This window comes from Vibrio sp. Vb0667, from assembly GCF_033391095.1.
Genome location: NZ_JAWPOL010000011.1, coordinates 20,387 through 37,311 on the forward strand (window position 1 = coordinate 20,387; position 16,925 = coordinate 37,311).

General features: G+C 45.2%; 12 protein-coding genes. 2 read left to right on the plus strand and 10 right to left on the minus strand.

Going from position 1 to position 16,925, the window contains the following annotated elements; genetic code table 11:
- The first annotated feature begins 1 nt into the window (after position 1).
- Positions 2-3,235 carry a carbamoyl-phosphate synthase large subunit gene (gene carB, locus R8269_RS12575; protein ID WP_005381854.1) on the plus strand — a complete coding sequence of 1,078 codons (3,234 nt, stop codon included), beginning with the start codon at positions 2-4 and terminating at the stop codon, positions 3,233-3,235.
- Between the two features lie 323 nt (positions 3,236-3,558).
- Here carB and R8269_RS12580 read toward each other — a convergent pair whose 3' ends face one another.
- Positions 3,559-3,984: a hypothetical protein gene (locus R8269_RS12580; protein ID WP_017633621.1), complete on the minus strand. Its 426-nt coding sequence runs from the start codon at positions 3,982-3,984 to the stop codon at positions 3,559-3,561.
- Positions 3,981-4,850 (minus strand): hypothetical protein, encoded by an 870-nt coding sequence (locus tag R8269_RS12585; protein ID WP_167415012.1) that lies wholly within the window; start codon positions 4,848-4,850, stop codon positions 3,981-3,983. The genes R8269_RS12580 and R8269_RS12585 overlap by 4 nt, the downstream gene beginning before the upstream one ends.
- Before the next feature lie 304 nt (positions 4,851-5,154).
- Between R8269_RS12585 and R8269_RS12590 the strand changes: the two genes are divergently transcribed.
- Positions 5,155-5,934: a TSUP family transporter gene (locus R8269_RS12590; protein WP_017821480.1), complete on the plus strand. Its 780-nt coding sequence runs from the start codon at positions 5,155-5,157 to the stop codon at positions 5,932-5,934.
- Here the strand turns inward: R8269_RS12590 and R8269_RS12595 are convergent.
- From R8269_RS12595 to gltB, 8 genes are all read right to left on the minus strand, one after another.
- A complete protein-coding gene (locus R8269_RS12595; RefSeq protein WP_215810547.1) occupies positions 5,876-6,730 on the minus strand; it encodes a LysR family transcriptional regulator in 855 nt (284 codons plus the stop codon). The genes R8269_RS12590 and R8269_RS12595 overlap by 59 nt on opposite strands.
- A 128-nt stretch (positions 6,731-6,858) precedes the next feature.
- Positions 6,859-7,479, minus strand: a complete 621-nt coding sequence (locus R8269_RS12600) for a TRIC cation channel family protein (RefSeq protein ID WP_005387377.1) — start codon at positions 7,477-7,479, stop codon at positions 6,859-6,861.
- 69 nt (positions 7,480-7,548) lie between these two features.
- A complete protein-coding gene (gene btuF, locus R8269_RS12605; protein WP_017821478.1) occupies positions 7,549-8,370 on the minus strand; it encodes a vitamin B12 ABC transporter substrate-binding protein BtuF in 822 nt (273 codons plus the stop codon).
- Positions 8,370-9,323, minus strand: a complete 954-nt coding sequence (locus R8269_RS12610) for a cobalamin biosynthesis family protein (protein ID WP_215810546.1) — start codon at positions 9,321-9,323, stop codon at positions 8,370-8,372. Before R8269_RS12610 ends, btuF begins: the two co-directional genes overlap by 1 nt.
- 11 nt (positions 9,324-9,334) lie before the next feature.
- Positions 9,335-10,030, minus strand: a complete 696-nt coding sequence (mtnN, locus tag R8269_RS12615) for a 5'-methylthioadenosine/S-adenosylhomocysteine nucleosidase (RefSeq protein ID WP_005381837.1) — start codon at positions 10,028-10,030, stop codon at positions 9,335-9,337.
- A 63-nt stretch (positions 10,031-10,093) separates the two neighbouring features.
- Positions 10,094-10,522 (minus strand): DUF1499 domain-containing protein, encoded by a 429-nt coding sequence (locus tag R8269_RS12620; RefSeq protein WP_017821476.1) that lies wholly within the window; start codon positions 10,520-10,522, stop codon positions 10,094-10,096.
- A gap of 90 nt (positions 10,523-10,612) precedes the next feature.
- Entirely contained in the window at positions 10,613-12,025 is a 1,413-nt protein-coding gene (locus R8269_RS12625) for an FAD-dependent oxidoreductase (RefSeq protein WP_064353627.1), read from the minus strand.
- A gap of 20 nt (positions 12,026-12,045) precedes the next feature.
- Positions 12,046-16,509, minus strand: a complete 4,464-nt coding sequence (gltB, locus tag R8269_RS12630; protein ID WP_064376565.1) for a glutamate synthase large subunit — start codon at positions 16,507-16,509, stop codon at positions 12,046-12,048.
- Positions 16,510-16,925: the final 416 nt, after the last annotated feature.

The following is a 16,925-nucleotide window of genomic DNA, read 5'->3' on the forward strand; positions in this document are numbered from 1 at the left end:
AATGCCAAAACGTACTGACATTCAAAGTATTCTAATTCTTGGTGCTGGTCCGATTGTTATCGGTCAGGCATGTGAGTTTGACTACTCTGGCGCACAAGCGTGTAAAGCTCTTCGTGAAGAAGGCTACCGAGTTATCCTGGTTAACTCTAACCCAGCAACGATTATGACTGACCCAGAGATGGCAGATGCGACTTACATCGAGCCGATTCAGTGGGAAGTTGTACGCAAGATCATCGAGAAAGAACGTCCTGATGCAGTTCTGCCAACTATGGGTGGTCAGACAGCACTTAACTGTGCGTTAGATTTAGAGAAGCACGGCGTTCTCGCAGAGTTTGGCGTAGAGATGATTGGTGCAACGGCTGATGCAATCGACAAAGCGGAAGACCGTTCTCGTTTTGATAAAGCGATGAAGTCTATCGGCCTTGAGTGTCCTCGCGCAGATACAGCGAAGAGCATGGAAGAAGCTTACAAAGTTTTAGATATGGTTGGCTTCCCTTGTATCATTCGTCCATCGTTCACCATGGGTGGCACTGGTGGTGGTATCGCGTACAACAAAGAAGAGTTCGAAGAAATCTGTCGTCGCGGTCTGGACTTATCTCCGACCAACGAACTTCTTATCGATGAGTCACTAATCGGTTGGAAAGAGTACGAAATGGAAGTCGTTCGTGACAAAGCGGACAACTGTATCATCGTATGTTCAATCGAGAACTTTGACCCAATGGGCATCCATACGGGCGACTCAATCACGGTTGCTCCAGCACAAACACTGACTGACAAAGAATACCAGCTTATGCGTAATGCATCGCTAGCTGTTCTGCGTGAAATCGGTGTTGAAACAGGTGGTTCAAACGTACAGTTTGGTATCAACCCGAAAGATGGTCGTATGGTCATCATCGAGATGAACCCGCGTGTATCTCGCTCTTCTGCGCTAGCATCAAAAGCAACAGGCTTCCCAATTGCGAAAATTGCCGCGAAACTGGCTGTTGGCTTTACGCTAGACGAACTACAAAACGACATCACAGGTGGTGCAACACCCGCGTCATTTGAACCAACTATCGACTACGTCGTAACTAAGATCCCTCGCTTTAACTTCGAGAAATTTGCTGGTGCAAACGATCGTCTGACAACTCAGATGAAATCGGTTGGTGAGGTAATGGCGATTGGTCGTAACCAACAAGAATCTCTTCATAAAGCACTGCGTGGCCTAGAAGTTGGCGCAACTGGTTTTGATGAGATGGTCGATCTGGAAGCGCCAGATGCACTGACTAAGATTCGTCACGAACTTAAAGAAGCAGGTGCAGAGCGTATCTGGTACATCGCCGATGCATTCCGAGCGGGTATGTCAGTCGACGGTGTGTTCAACTTGACTCAAATCGACCGCTGGTTCCTGGTTCAAATCGAAGAAATTGTAAAACTCGAAGAACAAGTCAAGGCGGGCGGCTACGCAGGTTTGACCAAAGAAGTGCTTCGTCAGATGAAACGCAAAGGCTTCTCTGATGCTCGCTTGTCTAAATTGCTTGGTGTCGCTGAAAGTGAAATTCGCCGTGCTCGTGAGCAGTTTGATATTCATCCGGTTTACAAACGTGTGGATACATGTGCAGCAGAGTTTTCTTCTGACACGGCTTACATGTACTCATCTTACGATGAAGAATGTGAAGCAAACCCAACAGACAAAGATAAGATCATGGTTCTTGGTGGCGGTCCAAACCGTATCGGCCAAGGTATTGAATTCGATTACTGTTGTGTCCATGCATCACTTGCGCTGCGTGAAGACGGTTACGAAACCATTATGGTTAACTGTAACCCAGAAACGGTATCTACTGACTACGATACGTCTGATCGTCTGTACTTCGAGCCAGTAACTCTGGAAGATGTACTGTCTATCGCTCGCGTTGAAAAACCAAAAGGTGTGATTGTTCAGTACGGTGGTCAAACGCCACTTAAACTGGCTCGTGCTCTAGAAGCGGCTGGTGTGCCAATCATTGGTACTAGCCCAGATGCTATCGACCGTGCGGAAGACCGTGAACGCTTCCAAGCCGCTGTTGACCGTTTAGGTCTACTTCAGCCAGAAAACGCGACAGTAACAACGATGGAGCAAGCGGTTGAGAAATCGAAAGAAATTGGCTTCCCATTAGTTGTTCGTCCATCTTATGTACTCGGTGGTCGTGCGATGGAAATCGTGTACGACGAGCAAGACCTGCGTCGCTACTTCAACGAAGCAGTAAGCGTATCGAACGAGTCTCCAGTTCTGCTAGACCGTTTCTTGGATGATGCAACCGAAGTTGATATTGATGCTATCTGTGACGGTGAACGCGTCGTTATCGGCGGTATCATGGAGCACATCGAACAAGCGGGTGTTCACTCTGGTGACTCTGCATGTTCACTGCCTGCATACACGCTAAGTCAGGAAATTCAAGACAAGATGCGTGAGCAAGTTGAGAAGTTAGCATTCGAACTCGGTGTACGCGGTTTGATGAACACGCAGTTTGCTGTGAAAGATAACGACGTTTATCTAATTGAAGTGAACCCTCGTGCTGCTCGTACGGTACCATTCGTATCGAAAGCGACAGGCGCTCCTCTAGCGAAAATCGCTGCACGTGTAATGGCGGGTCAATCTCTAGAGTCACAAGGCTTTACTAAAGAGATTATCCCTCCTTACTACTCAGTGAAAGAAGTGGTTCTGCCGTTCAACAAATTCCCTGGTGTTGACCCTCTATTGGGCCCTGAAATGCGCTCAACAGGTGAAGTAATGGGTGTGGGTGCAACGTTCGCAGAAGCTTACGCGAAAGCAGAGCTAGGTTGTGGTGCGGTTTATCCTGAAGGTGGTCGTGCGCTACTGTCTGTACGTGAAGGTGATAAAGAGCGTGTTGTTGACCTAGCTTCTAAGTTAGTGAAACTGGGTTACCAGTTGGATGCGACACACGGTACTGCTGTAATTCTGGGCGAAGCGGGTATTAACCCACGTTTGGTAAACAAAGTACACGAAGGTCGTCCACACATTCTTGACCGCATCAAGAACAACGAATACACCTACATCGTAAACACGGCTGCTGGTCGTCAAGCGATTGAAGATTCGAAAGTTCTACGCCGTGGTGCACTGGCAGAAAAAGTGAACTACACAACGACACTGAATGCAGCGTTCGCTACATGTATGTCTCATACTGCAGACGCAAAAGCGTCAGTAACTTCGGTTCAAGAGTTACACGCTAAAGTGAAAGCGAGTCTAGACGCGTAACAGATAAAAATCAGTAAGCTCATTAATCAGGGCTTACATGACAACCTCATTGCCCGCTCATTTGAGCGGGCTTTTTTATATCGAGGTTTTTCTAAAATGAAGAGCATTAAAGTGTGCTAGGAACGATTGGTATGCTTTGCTTTTGAAGATCATTAAGCTAATGATGGCAAGCAATGTGCCCAAAGATGAAGCAATAGAACTACCACTTGCTGCAACAAAATTAATGCTGTAGGACTGAGGTATTAAGCCGACCATAACTCTTTAAGCAGATAGGTAATTAGAAAAAGTTAAAATAAGCAGTGTCGAGCTTAAAGACATACTAACTATGGAGTGCTTCGATATGTTCTTTTTTCTAGGACTAAGTTATAAGTTGATTCTTCAGTATCAAGAGAGTATCCGTTACTTTTTGCAAAAACATCTGCTGCTAGTAGCGAGGGATAAAGAAGAAAAAAACTAGTTACCGATATAGTTAGGAATATCTTACTAGAGCTTTTAAACTCACTTTTAGTTAGGAAATTATTTGATTTTAATGTTTTTACGGACATTCTAGAGCATTCAAATAAGATCAAACTAGAGCCTATAATCAAAATATCAGCCTGATCAAAAGATGAATAACTTTCATTATTATAGATGTTAAGATAAAAGTCTGACAATCCATCAAAACCATATATTAACAGTGATATTGCTGATGCTAATAAAATTATTAAATAAAAAAACACTTGCGTTCGGTCGTAACTCCCTTTTTTCATCGTAACAAACCTCGCTGTATTTCTTGCGAGAAAATCATACTTTGAGTTTTACGTTGAATCTCATTATATTCTTCTTTTGCTCTTCTCTTTGCTTCTATATCTCTTTGCTTTAAGTAAATATCTATAGAGGCTATTAACTTCTGTGTTAAACCTCGTTTATCATTTTCTCTATTCAATAAAAGACCTACAGCCGAGCTTATCAAAATAGCCCCTAATAATGGGCCAGCACTTAAAGTTACAACACTGCCACCCACTGCTGCGGCAAAGTTTACAAATATAGCTGCTGCAGCTGACGATAACCCGATAGTGATTATATCACTAGCTAAAGTACCAAATAGTTTGGCTAAGGTTTGACGGTCATTGAGGAAAAAGTCAATCACTCTGTATGTGGATATTAAGATAATTGTTATTATGCCCCCACTTCTAATGGATTGTAATGCCCCTTCTGGTCCAACAGCGAACTTTGCCACAGTTGGAGTGGGAAGAAATTTTCCTAATCCAGAAAGCTTTGAGTGCATAGCAGGGGAGCCTGTGAGTATGATATGTGGAGCTCCAGAATAATTTTTAACGATAACAGAGCTATTATTTCCGTACAAATAGTTTGATAAGTTGGTTATAAAAACTAAGTCCTGTCCTGTAGCATAATAGTTTGCTGTATTTTCAAACATTCCCTTTATCTTTTCCCAACGTTCTAATTTCGCTTTATCTTTTACATTGTTCTTGACAACGATATCGAAGCTCTCGATAGATAAGATAATGGTTTCTTGATTTCGATGTTGATGATTTGATTTATAAAGTGGGTAGGTGCTTATACTAGCACTATTTTTTGAGGATTGATGTCGTGATAAAGGGTAGTTGCTAGTCATGTATTTTCCTCAGATATCGGGCCTTGAGAGCTGACAATGTAAACTCTACATGCTGAACAGATCTTTCATATTCGTCTAGTTTTATATTTAAAGGTAAGCGTTTGATCTCATTATCAGGAATAGATTTGTGACAGTGATTCAATTCTTTCTGACAACTAAATTTTATATAAAAGTTTGGAGTCAAGTTTAAGCATTAATTCTATGAAAATTAGGAATAGATTGGTGTCTTGACTTTCCATTGGTAGTTTTGTGAATAAGTGCTACCGTTTCTTCCTCTTTGATACCTCTTCAAAAAGGAAGTGTAGTGGAAATCACGGTTGAGATTTTGTTGGCCTTATTTTTGGTTGCGACTGCCGCAGGCTTTATTGATGCGATGGCTGGTGGGGGAGGGCTCATTACGCTCCCTGCGCTTTTGGCTGCGGGGTTGAGTCCGACTCAAGCTCTAGCAACCAATAAGTTACAAAGTTCGTTTGGCAGTTTCTCTGCTAGCTGGTATTTCGTGCGTAACGGTATTGTCAGCTTAAAGGAAATGCGTTTCGCGATACTCTGTACTTTTATTGGTGCAGCGATCGGTGCCGAGGCTGTGCAGTTTATTGATGCTAGCGTACTCACCAGTTTGATCCCTGTTCTTTTGATAGCCATTTCCCTCTATTTTTTACTCGCGCCAAGTACGCGAAAAATCGATGGAGAACCAAAGTTATCTGAAGCGATGTTTGCGCTATGCATTGGTGGCGGGATCGGTTTCTATGATGGCTTTTTTGGCCCTGGGACTGGATCTATTTTTACTGTTTGTTTTGTTGCACTAGGTCACTTTTCTTTGGTCGAAGCCACAGCTAGAACCAAAATCCTCAATTTCACGTCAAACATAGCGGCACTACTCTTTTTTATCTTAGCTGGGTTGCCAGTGTGGAAGCTTGGCTTAACTATGGCTGTTGGCGGTTTTCTTGGTGCTCAGTTAGGGGCGAAGGTCGTGGTAAGTAAAGGACAAAAATGGATTCGTCCTCTAGTTATAGTGATGTCGATGCTTATGGCAACGAAACTTCTTTGGCAACAACATCAGCAATGGATTCTGTCAGTGCTTTAACTCGTTCGCTACGATATGTGCTGTGACGTAAGCAGATATGTATTGGTCGAACTAACTGATCTAGCTCTTCAAAGTCATAACAGAACTTAGATGTGATATTAAGTGTCGTTAGGATAGATTTAGGGATTAAAGCGGGAGCCATACCTCCCAAAGCAAGTTGTGCTGCCGCAGTATACGAATCCATTTCCATCAAAGGTTCGATTCCGTGTTTGGATAAAATAGCTTGTTGATATGTGTTGGCAGGGTTAGTTAGGTCATTGGTCAAAATAGCTTTAGGTAGTTGTGAAAGTGAATGTCGACTGACAATTGAGAAAGGTTCATCGGCGAGGTGAAGGCTCATTAATCCATGGTGAGGCGGTAAATAACCAGCACAGAATCCCAGTGTCGCTTTACCTGATTTCACATTCTCAATAATGCGTGGCGTATGATTGGTCGATATTCGTATGTACTGATCATGGGCAAAGTGTTCTGCCATGATCATGCTGAGGTATCCCGCCACTAAGGTTTCAGAGCAGTCCATTTTGATTAAAGAAGTGTCTTCTATTTGTTGTTGATCGTAGATTTTTCCTCTTAACTCATTGAACGTGGGTTCTATTGTGTTTATGAGGGCAAGGCCATCGGAGGTCAGCTTTATGTGCCGACCATTTGGCTCTATCAATTTTTTTCCTAACTTCTTCTCTAGATTTGAAATACGTTTACTCACGGCAGACTGACTAATATAGAGTTGACTGCCCGTGCGGCTCATGGTTTTTTCTTTACTGAGGACAAGTAACGTTTCAATACCTTCAAGCAACATAATGATTAATGAAAGTTAGGAATGGTTGAGATAATTTAGCGAATTGCCCAAGAATTGGCGAATCAAATGAGCACAAATGAGAGGAGCCGACACTTGGTCGACTCCATGATGAGTGATGTTGTTGGTGTTTAACGGTTAATGGCGAAAGTTGGCAGGGATAGATGCCAACGAATCGCACCGAGACGTATAATGAGCGTTGAGATTACACCAGCGAGCAAAGCCGTTGAGTGGTCATAACCCATGTTTACCGCCATCGTATGGAAGATGCCGCCAATAATACATGCCGTAGCATAGACTTCACTTCTTAATACCATAGGAACTTCGCGAGCCAGCACGTCTCGTATAATGCCACCGCCACAGCCAGTAATAACCCCCATTATCACCGCGACCATCCCAGATGCATTGTAGGCGAGTGCCTTTTCTACTCCTATTCCCACAAATACAGCGAGACCGATGGCATCACAAACGGGTAATACCCACCATGAGAGTCGCTTGGGTCTTCGAATAACAAGCATGGTTAGTAGACACGTAACAAATATCACCCATAAGTAAGTCGTATCTGTTATCCAAAATACGGGAGTGGCACCAAGCGCCATGTCTCGGATTGTTCCGCCACCTATAGCAGTCACACTGCCGAGCACGATAACGCCGAATGGATCCATTTTTAAACGGCCCGCCAGTAATACGCCAGAGATAGCGAAAACAGCGGTACCGAACAAATCGATCATATAAAGCAGCATGGAGTCCATGTTACTTAGTACCTTTAAATAGTGTGAGAAAAAATGGGCGGAAATTGTACGGTATTTGCCACGAAATCGTTAGCGTTTTTGACGAACGCTTTTAAAGTGCTCACACACTTCCTTGATCGCGTTCAATGTGCGTGGTGTGGGACGGTTAATCCAATCAGAGTTTAGGGACCAGATGTGTTTGTTTTTAAGAGCAAGAAGCTCATTACTCCACTCAGTCCACATACCATCGTTACTCATTGCGTGACGAGAAGTAAAAATAACCTCTGGCTGGCGAGTAATGACTTGCTCGATGCTAACTTGAGGATAAGGCGCGCTAGATGCGGCGAAAATGTTCTCACCACCGCAAAAAGTAAAGACTTCACTTGGCCAGTTCTTTCCGGCGACAGTGATGATAGGCTTTTCACTCAACTGATAAAAGTAACGAACTTTCTCGTTCGTGTTGTACTGTTCTTTTAGTGTACTCAGTTGCGTTCTAAAATCTTCAGCCGCCTTTTTTCCTACTTGTGGAGTTTCGCTGTATTGGCTGAGTTGCTCGATATTATTGGCGATATCTTCTAATGAACCTGTAGTGGAGTAATAGATAGGAATACCGAACTGTTTAATTTTCTCCAACTCTTTAGCGGGGTTTCCGGCTGGCCAAGCAATCACTAAGTCCGGCTGAAGAGCAATAATACGCTCTAATTTAATTCCTTGATAATTTGAGACTCTTTCTAGCTGCTTTGCCTGTTCTGGATAATCGCTCATTTCGCTGACAGCAACAAGCTGCTCTCCTAGCCCTGCTGCAAAGGCAATTTCGGTGGCATGTGGAGCTAAACTTATAATGCGTTGAGCGGGTTGAGCGAAGGTCGCTGTCGAAACAAATAGCGTTAATGCGAAGCATAATTTATTCATCATAATCCTTGATAAATTATTCCTAAAAGCAAACTTTGGATTGCGATCCAAGCCAGGACGCGCCAAACGAGCAGCGTTTGTATTTGTGAAAGGTGAATAGCCGATGGCGCAATGCGCCCACCGATTTTTGCGCGCTCTGCACGCACACCTTGATAGATAGCAGGGCCGCATAAAGACAGTTGTAGTTTGTGTCCGATAGTACATAACACCCAACTAGGTCCTGGTAAGGGCCAAGACTTCGCTTGCTGTTGTATTCCAGAGAGCACATTACTTGTATTCTTTCCGGCAGCTAAAAGTATGGCAAAGAGACGAAGTGGAATAATATCCAGAGTAGCAACCAGTTGAATCACAGGTTTACCAAAGGGCAAATATTGGCGTCGGCTAGGGGACCACACTCGCGCTAATTCTGTTGTGAGTCGATACATTAACGCACCAATACCACCTGTTAGTGCGTACCAAAATAGCACGCCGATAACGTTGCGGCTGTATCCCATAATCAGGGTTTCTGAGCCAGCTTTACCTATGCCAACGATCGAGAGGTTACCAGTGTCGCGATTAAGATATGGTTGCAGTAATGCTCGACATTGGGCTTTGTCTTCCGAAGAGATACTTGTGACGAGCTGTTTCGTTAACGTTTCGCTGTTGCGCCAGTCTAGCGCAAGGATCAATAGAACCAGTTCATATAAAGGGATTTGCCAAACAAATGGCTTTACTGCAATCAGTAATATCAAGCAAGGAAACAGCATCAAGCCTAGTGCAAGACTGCCTGAGATTACACTCTGTGAGTAATTGTGATTATTGTTCACTTTGTTGGCTAGCTGTTCTGCTAGCTTTCGCCATAAAGTGATGGGGTGCGCTGAATGGGGGATTGGCACTAGAAGGTGCAAGATCAGTGCGCCCCACATTATAAGGAGCGCACCGTTGGCATAAAATGACTGAAAAACTTCTTCCATGAATGAGTCGTTTACTTAATGAGTTCCAGCATTTTGAATACCATTTCGGAAGAGCTTTTTGCTGCTAGAGGTAGGAACTCATCAAAGCTCATTGGTGATTCTTTATCAGCGACATCAGAGATTGCACGCACAACAACAAACGGTGTGTTGAATTGGTGACAAGTTTGAGCGATAGCAGATGCTTCCATTTCTACAGCGATAACAGACGGAAAGTGTTTACGAATAAACTCTTGACGCTCAGCAGTACAAACAAACGCATCGCCAGTACAAATTAGGCCGCGAACCGCATGAGTGTTTTCCATTTGTGCTAGGGCTTTTTCTGCTAAGTCCATTAGCTTGTCATCCGCTTTGAATGCAGCTGGTTGACCGGCCATTTGGCCAATTTCATAACCAAAAGCGGTTACGTCTGCATCGTGATGACGAACTTCTGTAGAGATAACTACATCGCCAAGGTTTAAGCTTGAATCGAAACCGCCAGCAGAGCCTGTGTTAATCACAACGTCTGGTTGGTATTCATCAAGAAGGATTGTCGTGCCCACTGCCGCTGCAACTTTACCGATGCCCGATTGTAGTACGACGACTTCGACATCGTTAATTTGACCAGAGAAAAACGTACAACCTGCTTTATTTACAGTTTTGCAGTTTGTAATTGCTTGCTTCAGGATGGTCACTTCTTGTTCCATCGCACCGATGATACCAACTTTCATAACACTCTCTTTAGGTAAATATTTTAGTTGGCCGAGAGTATAGCACTCCCCGTTGGCAGTTTTCTATTTGATGAGCTTAGCTTGAGTGAGCTTTTCTCGTAATTGATCGGCGCGCTTTCTGTTTACGCCAAAGTCAGAGTAGCCCACACGAGATTCCGAGCGCACAATCAGTTGGTCTCCTGCTATTTTTAGTTCGAGGTCATCCACGAAGCGCATGATTTTAGATGTGCACTCGATACGAAGGTAGTTGCTTTCTTTCACCGCGGTTTTCGCGCCTGGCAGTTCAAGCGCAACTTGCTCAATAGCGTCGATGTTCGCTGAATCAACTAAGATGAATGGCGTTAGGTTGTATTTTTCTCGCGAGTCTTGGGTGGAGACGCAGTTTGGTTTGTCACCACAAGGTGATTGAGAACGATCCGTCATGGTTGTGACTCCTTGGCTACAAGCGGTTAAGCCGAGCAAAGTAATGGAAAGGAGAGCGGCTTTTTTCATTGTATTTACTCTTATAATTTGCTTCTAATTATATGGATACAAAAGAAAAAGGATCCAATAATAGGACCCTTTTTGTGAGGTTAACTGAGATTAAACTTCGAGGTAATCGAGAATGCCTTCTGCCGCTTTTCGTCCTTCATCAATTGCGGTTACGACAAGATCAGAACCTCGTACCGCATCACCACCCGCGAAGATCTTTTCATTGCTGGTCTGGAACTGGAACTCTTGCTTCGCTGGGGCTTTGATACGACCCCATTGATCCAAATCGACATCAAACGGTGCTAACCAGTCCATTTTGTGCGGCTGGAAACCAAACGCCATGATAACAACGTCTGCTGGTAGAACGTGCTCGCTGCCTTCAACGGGCTCTGGACGTCGGCGACCCGCTTCATCAGGTTCACCAAGTGCGGTTTTCACCACTTTGACCCCCGAGACTTTGCCTGACGCATCCACTTCCACTCCCAAAGGCTGAAGGTTGAACATGAACTTCACGCCTTCTTCCTTTGCGTTTTTTACCTCGCGACGAGAGCCTGGCATGTTGGCCTCATCACGACGATAAGCACAAACTACGTTGGAGGCACCTTGGCGAATTGAGGTACGAACGCAGTCCATTGCTGTATCACCACCACCCAGTACGACGACTTTCTTTCCTGCCATATCGATAAAGGGTTGGTTACTCTCAAGATCCATGACTTTGTAGGTGTTCGAAATTAAAAATGGCAGCGCGTCATACACACCCGGCGCATCTTCATTATCTAGACCTGCACGCATGTATTTATAGGTGCCAACGCCCAAGAAAACAGCATCGTATTCATCAAGTAGCTCTTGCATTTGGACATCTTTGCCTACTTCCATGTTCATGCGGAACTCGACGCCCATTTCAGTGAACACACGGCGGCGGTTTTCCATCACGCCTTTTTCAAGCTTGAAGGAAGGAATACCGAAGGTCAGAAGGCCTCCAATTTCAGGGTAGCGGTCAAACACGACTGGCTTAACGCCATTGCGCACTAGGATATCCGCGGCAGCCAAGCCAGCTGGGCCTGCTCCAATGATTGCGACCTTTTTATCGGTCCACTCCACCTTGGACATATCTGGCTTCCAGCCCATTTCAAACGCTTTGTCGGTAATGTACTTTTCTATGTTACCGATGGTGACGGCACCAAAGTCATCATTAAGCGTGCATGAACCTTCACATAGGCGGTCTTGAGGACAAACGCGCCCACATACTTCCGGTAGGCTATTGGTTTGATGCGATAGTTCAACCGCTTCAAGAATACGACCTTCATTGGCAAGTTTTAACCATTGAGGGATGTAGTTGTGGACTGGGCATTTCCATTCACAATATGGGTTGCCACAATCTAAGCAGCGATCCGCTTGTGCAGTCGCCTGTTGTTTAGTGAACGGTTCATAGATTTCAACGAACTCGATCTTACGAACTTTGATAGGCTTTTTCGCAGGATCTACACGCTGCACATCGATAAATTGATAAACGTTCTGGCTCATGATTCAAACATCCTCCATGATTACTGTGCTTGAACACGCAGCTCTGCGGCACTGCGGCTCTGGTGACCAAGTAGCGTGCGAAGATCTGCCGCTTGTGGTTTCACCAAATAGAACTTTGGAATCCATTCATCAAAGTTCGCCAAAATATTTTCAGCATGACTCGACCCTGTTTCTTCAAGGTGTTCCGCAATTAGGCCACGCAAATGTTCTTGGTGGATGTAAAGATCGGACAATGAGATAGCTTCGACAGACTCAGTATTAACTCGACCTTCAAAGCTTTGGTTCTCATCCAGAACATAGGCAAAGCCTCCAGTCATACCCGCGCCAAAGTTCACACCTGTCGCACCAAGAATGGCAACAATACCGCCAGTCATGTACTCACAAGCGTTATCGCCAGCACCTTCAATGACGGCTATCGTACCTGAGTTTCGTACGCCGAAACGCTCACCTGCTTTACCGGCTGCAAATAGTTTACCGCCGGTCGCGCCGTACAGACAGGTGTTACCAATGATGGTTGCTTCATTACACTTAAATGCAGTGCCAAGGTGAGGTTTGATAACCACTTTACCACCCGCCATGCCTTTGCCCACGTAGTCGTTCGCATCGCCCGTGAGGTAAAGCTCTACACCACCTGCGTTCCAAACACCAAAGGACTGGCCTGCGGTGCCGTCAAGATAGATTTTGATAGGGGAAGCCGCCAACCCTTGGTTGCCATAGCGTTTTGCTATTTCGCCAGATAAGCGTGCACCAACAGAACGATCAGTGTTGATGACATTGTAGAAGAAACTTGCCGATTGACTGTTTTCGACCGCATGCATGGCATCATCAACGATCTTTTGGTTGAGCTCAGCTTTATCAAACGGTTTGTTTGGCTCTGTCCAAAATAGCGGATGGCCCTCAGGTGATACTGGAGCTTCTAGAATATTGGATAGATCCAGCTTGGTCTGTTTCGCTGTAAATCCCTCTACTGCCTCAAGTAAATCGGTACGACCAATCAAGTCCGTCAGCTTTTCAACGCCAAGTTCGGCGAGTAATCCGCGCACTTCGTCTGCCAGGCCGATGAAGTAATTCATCACCATTTCTGGTAGACCTTTGAAGTATTCTTTACGCAGTGTCTCGTCTTGAGTCGCAACCCCAGTTGCACAGTTGTTGAGGTGACAAATTCGTAGGAACTTACAACCCATAGCGACCATTGGCGCAGTACCAAAACCGAAGCTTTCTGCACCTAAAATTGCGGCTTTAACTACGTCTAAACCAGTCTTTAGACCACCGTCTACCTGTAGGCGGATCTTATGACGCAGACCATTAGCAACCAGAGCTTGTTGTGTCTCTGCCAACCCCAACTCCCAAGGGCTACCAGCGTATTTTACCGAAGTTAATGGGCTTGCTGCGGTACCACCGTCGTAACCCGAAATGGTAATAAGATCAGCGTAAGCCTTGGCTACACCCGTTGCGATGGTGCCGACACCTGGCTCGGAGACGAGTTTTACCGAAACCAGCGCATTCGGGTTGACTTGTTTAAGGTCGAAGATCAGCTGGGCCAAATCTTCAATCGAATAGATATCGTGATGCGGAGGAGGGGAGATCAGAGTCACGCCTTGTACCGAATAACGCAGTTTTGCGATTTCTGCGGTGACTTTGTGTCCTGGTAGCTGTCCACCTTCACCCGGTTTCGCACCTTGTGCCACCTTGATTTGCAGTACATCCGCATTAGTCAGGTAATGCGGCGTTACACCAAATCGGCCAGAAGCAATCTGTTTGATACGTGAGTTACGCTCAGTACCGAAACGGCGAGGATCTTCACCGCCTTCACCCGAGTTAGAGTAACCACCAAGACGGTTCATCGCCGTTGCAAGTGCTTCATGCGCTTCTGGGCTAAGTGCGCCAATGGACATTGCCGCTGAGTCAAAGCGTTTGAACAGTTCAGTGCGTGGTTCTATTTGCTCAAGTGGAAGCGGTGAGTCTGATTTTTTCAGCGACATTAAGTCACGCAGCATGGCAACAGGGCGTTGGTTTACCTGCTTAGCAAAGCTCTGATAGTCGTTACTTTCGCCAGATTTAACGGCCTGTTGCAGCGTGCCGACAACATCCGGGTTGTAAGCATGATACTCACCGCCATGGACGTACTTTAACAAGCCGCCATGATCAATCGATTTGCGTTTAGCCCATGCTTTACGAGATAAGTTTGTAAGATCTTGCTGGAAGTCGTCAAAATTCGCGCCTTCAATTCGAGTTGTGACGCCTTTAAAACACAGATCGACCACATCTTGGCTCAAGCCAACTGCTTCAAATAGTTGTGAGCAGCGGTAAGAGGCGATGGTTGAGATCCCCATTTTCGACATGATCTTGTACAGGCCTTTGTTGATGCCGTATTGGTAGTTTTGCATCACATCGCGGTAGTCTTTCTCTAGTGCTTTATCATCAATCAGTTTACCTAACGCTTCATAAGCAAGGTATGGGTAAACCGCAGTGGCACCAAAACCAAGTAAGACGGCAAATTGGTGTGGATCACGGGCTGTTGCGGTTTCGACAACAATGTTGGCATCGCAACGTAAGTTCGCGTCAATCAGACGAGTTTGAACGGCGCCGACTGCCATTGCTGCAGGAATTGGCAGCTTGCCTTTGACTAAAGCGCGATCTGAAAGCACGACTAGAACCGTGCCTTCACGCACCACTTGTTCTGCTTGCTCACACAGATCATCAATGGCTTGTTTGAGATCTTTCTGTTGTGGATCGTAGTTGATATCGAGAATGGTATTACGGTAATGATCGTCACTCAGCTCTAGTAGTTGCTGCATGTCTGAATAGAGCAGTACTGGAGAATCAAAGGTTACACGATGCGCGTGGCCATCGGTTTCACAGAAGACGTTCATCTCCTGGCCGATGCTGGTCGCCAGCGACATGACGTGTTTCTCACGCAGTGGATCGATTGGTGGGTTGGTGACCTGCGCGAACTTCTGACGGAAGTAATCAGTCACCAAGCGCTCTTTCGAAGAAAGAACCGCCATCGGGGTGTCATCACCCATCGAACCGACGGCTTCTTGCCCCATATCACCGAGGACACGCAATACTTGATCGACTTCTTCATTGCTCATAGCAAACTGCTTTTGATAAGTCTTAAGCAAGTCTTCATCAAAGCTGCGCTCACCTACTTGATCTTCAGGCAGCTGAGAGAACGGTGTTAGTTTGCGAACGTTGTTCTCCATCCATTCGCGATAAGGGTGACGAGATTTCAGGTCATTATCGATCTCGCTAGATTGCCAAAGCTTACCTTTACGAGTGTCGATGACGAGCAATTCCCCCGGACCTACACGACCTTTTTTGGCAACTTCATCTGGGGCGTAATTCCAAATCCCTACCTCAGACGCCAGAGTGATCAACTTGTCTTTGGTAATTACATAACGCGCAGGACGTAGACCGTTTCGGTCTAGGTTACAAGCAGCATAACGACCATCGGACAGTACGATACCTGCTGGGCCATCCCATGGTTCCATGTGTTTGGAGTTGAAATCGTAAAACGCACGCAAATCCGGATCCATGTCAGGGTGGTTTTGCCATGCTGGCGGCACAAGCATACGCATGGCACGGAAGATATCCATGCCGCCAGCTAAAAAGAGATCTAGCATATTATCTAGGCTAGACGAGTCTGAGCCTGTCTCGTTCACAAACGGTGCTGCAGTTTGTAGGTCAGGCAGCAGTGGTGACGAGAACTTGTAAGCACGAGCGCGTGCCCATTGTCGGTTACCTTCAATGGTATTGATCTCACCATTATGAGCAAGGTAGCGGAACGGTTGAGCTAATGGCCAACGCGGTTGAGTGTTGGTAGAAAAACGCTGGTGGAACAGACAGATAGCAGATTCCATACGTAGATCGGCAAGATCAAGATAAAAGCGCGGTAAGTCCGCAGGCATGCATAGGCCTTTGTACACCAAAACTTGAGTCGACAAGCTACAGATGTAGAAATCCGGATCTTCGGTGATTTGTTTCTCGATGCGACGGCGTGCGATGTAGAGACGACGTTCAATGTCACGCTCGCGCCAACCTGCCGGTGCAGAGATAAAGACTTGCTGAATATTTGGAAGCGAGTTGGCCGCAATTGGACCGAGTACTTCTGAATTAGTTGGTACTTCACGCCAACCAGCCACAGTTAGCGTCTCTTGCGCCAGTTCTTTGTTGACGATGTCTTTAGCGAGTTGAGCTTTGACTGGATCTTGGTTGAAGAAAATCATCCCTACGGCGTATTGCTTGCCAAGGTTGAAACCATTTTCTTCGGCAATAAGACGTAAATAGGAATCGGGCTTTTGTAATAGAAGACCACAACCATCACCAGTTTTACCATCGGCGGCGATACCACCACGGTGAGTCATGCGGTCAAGTGCAGAAATTGCTGTACGTACCAGCTTGTGGCTTTGTTCGCCTTCCATATGCGCGATCAAGCCAAATCCACAGTTGTCTTTCTCAAGACTTGGATCATAAAGAGCCATTGCAATTCTCCCTTTGCTTATCCGTCATCCCGACAGATATATCAACACTGCTTACGTTGATATCGATGACTAACTATGCGTCATCTTTATAGCTTTATGTATAATTATTCAGTAAAAGTTGTGAAATATTTAACATTTTTTGAGTGTTTTATTTTCATCAACTTCACAAGCTATAGCTTATTGTAAAAAAGGTCAAGTTATTAGTGGATCATCACGTGAATATGCGATTTACCATTTAATAAGCTAAAATAGTTTAATAATTTCAAATAGATAGAAAATTGATTGTTACAAAAAAGTAACATTTGATTCTGTGGGAGATAAAAAAGACCAGCATAAAATGCTGGTCAAAATAGAAAGATTGGAAGGAATTGTTTTCTTTCTTCACCGATAGCCATCGATATTGCTGATGGCTATTA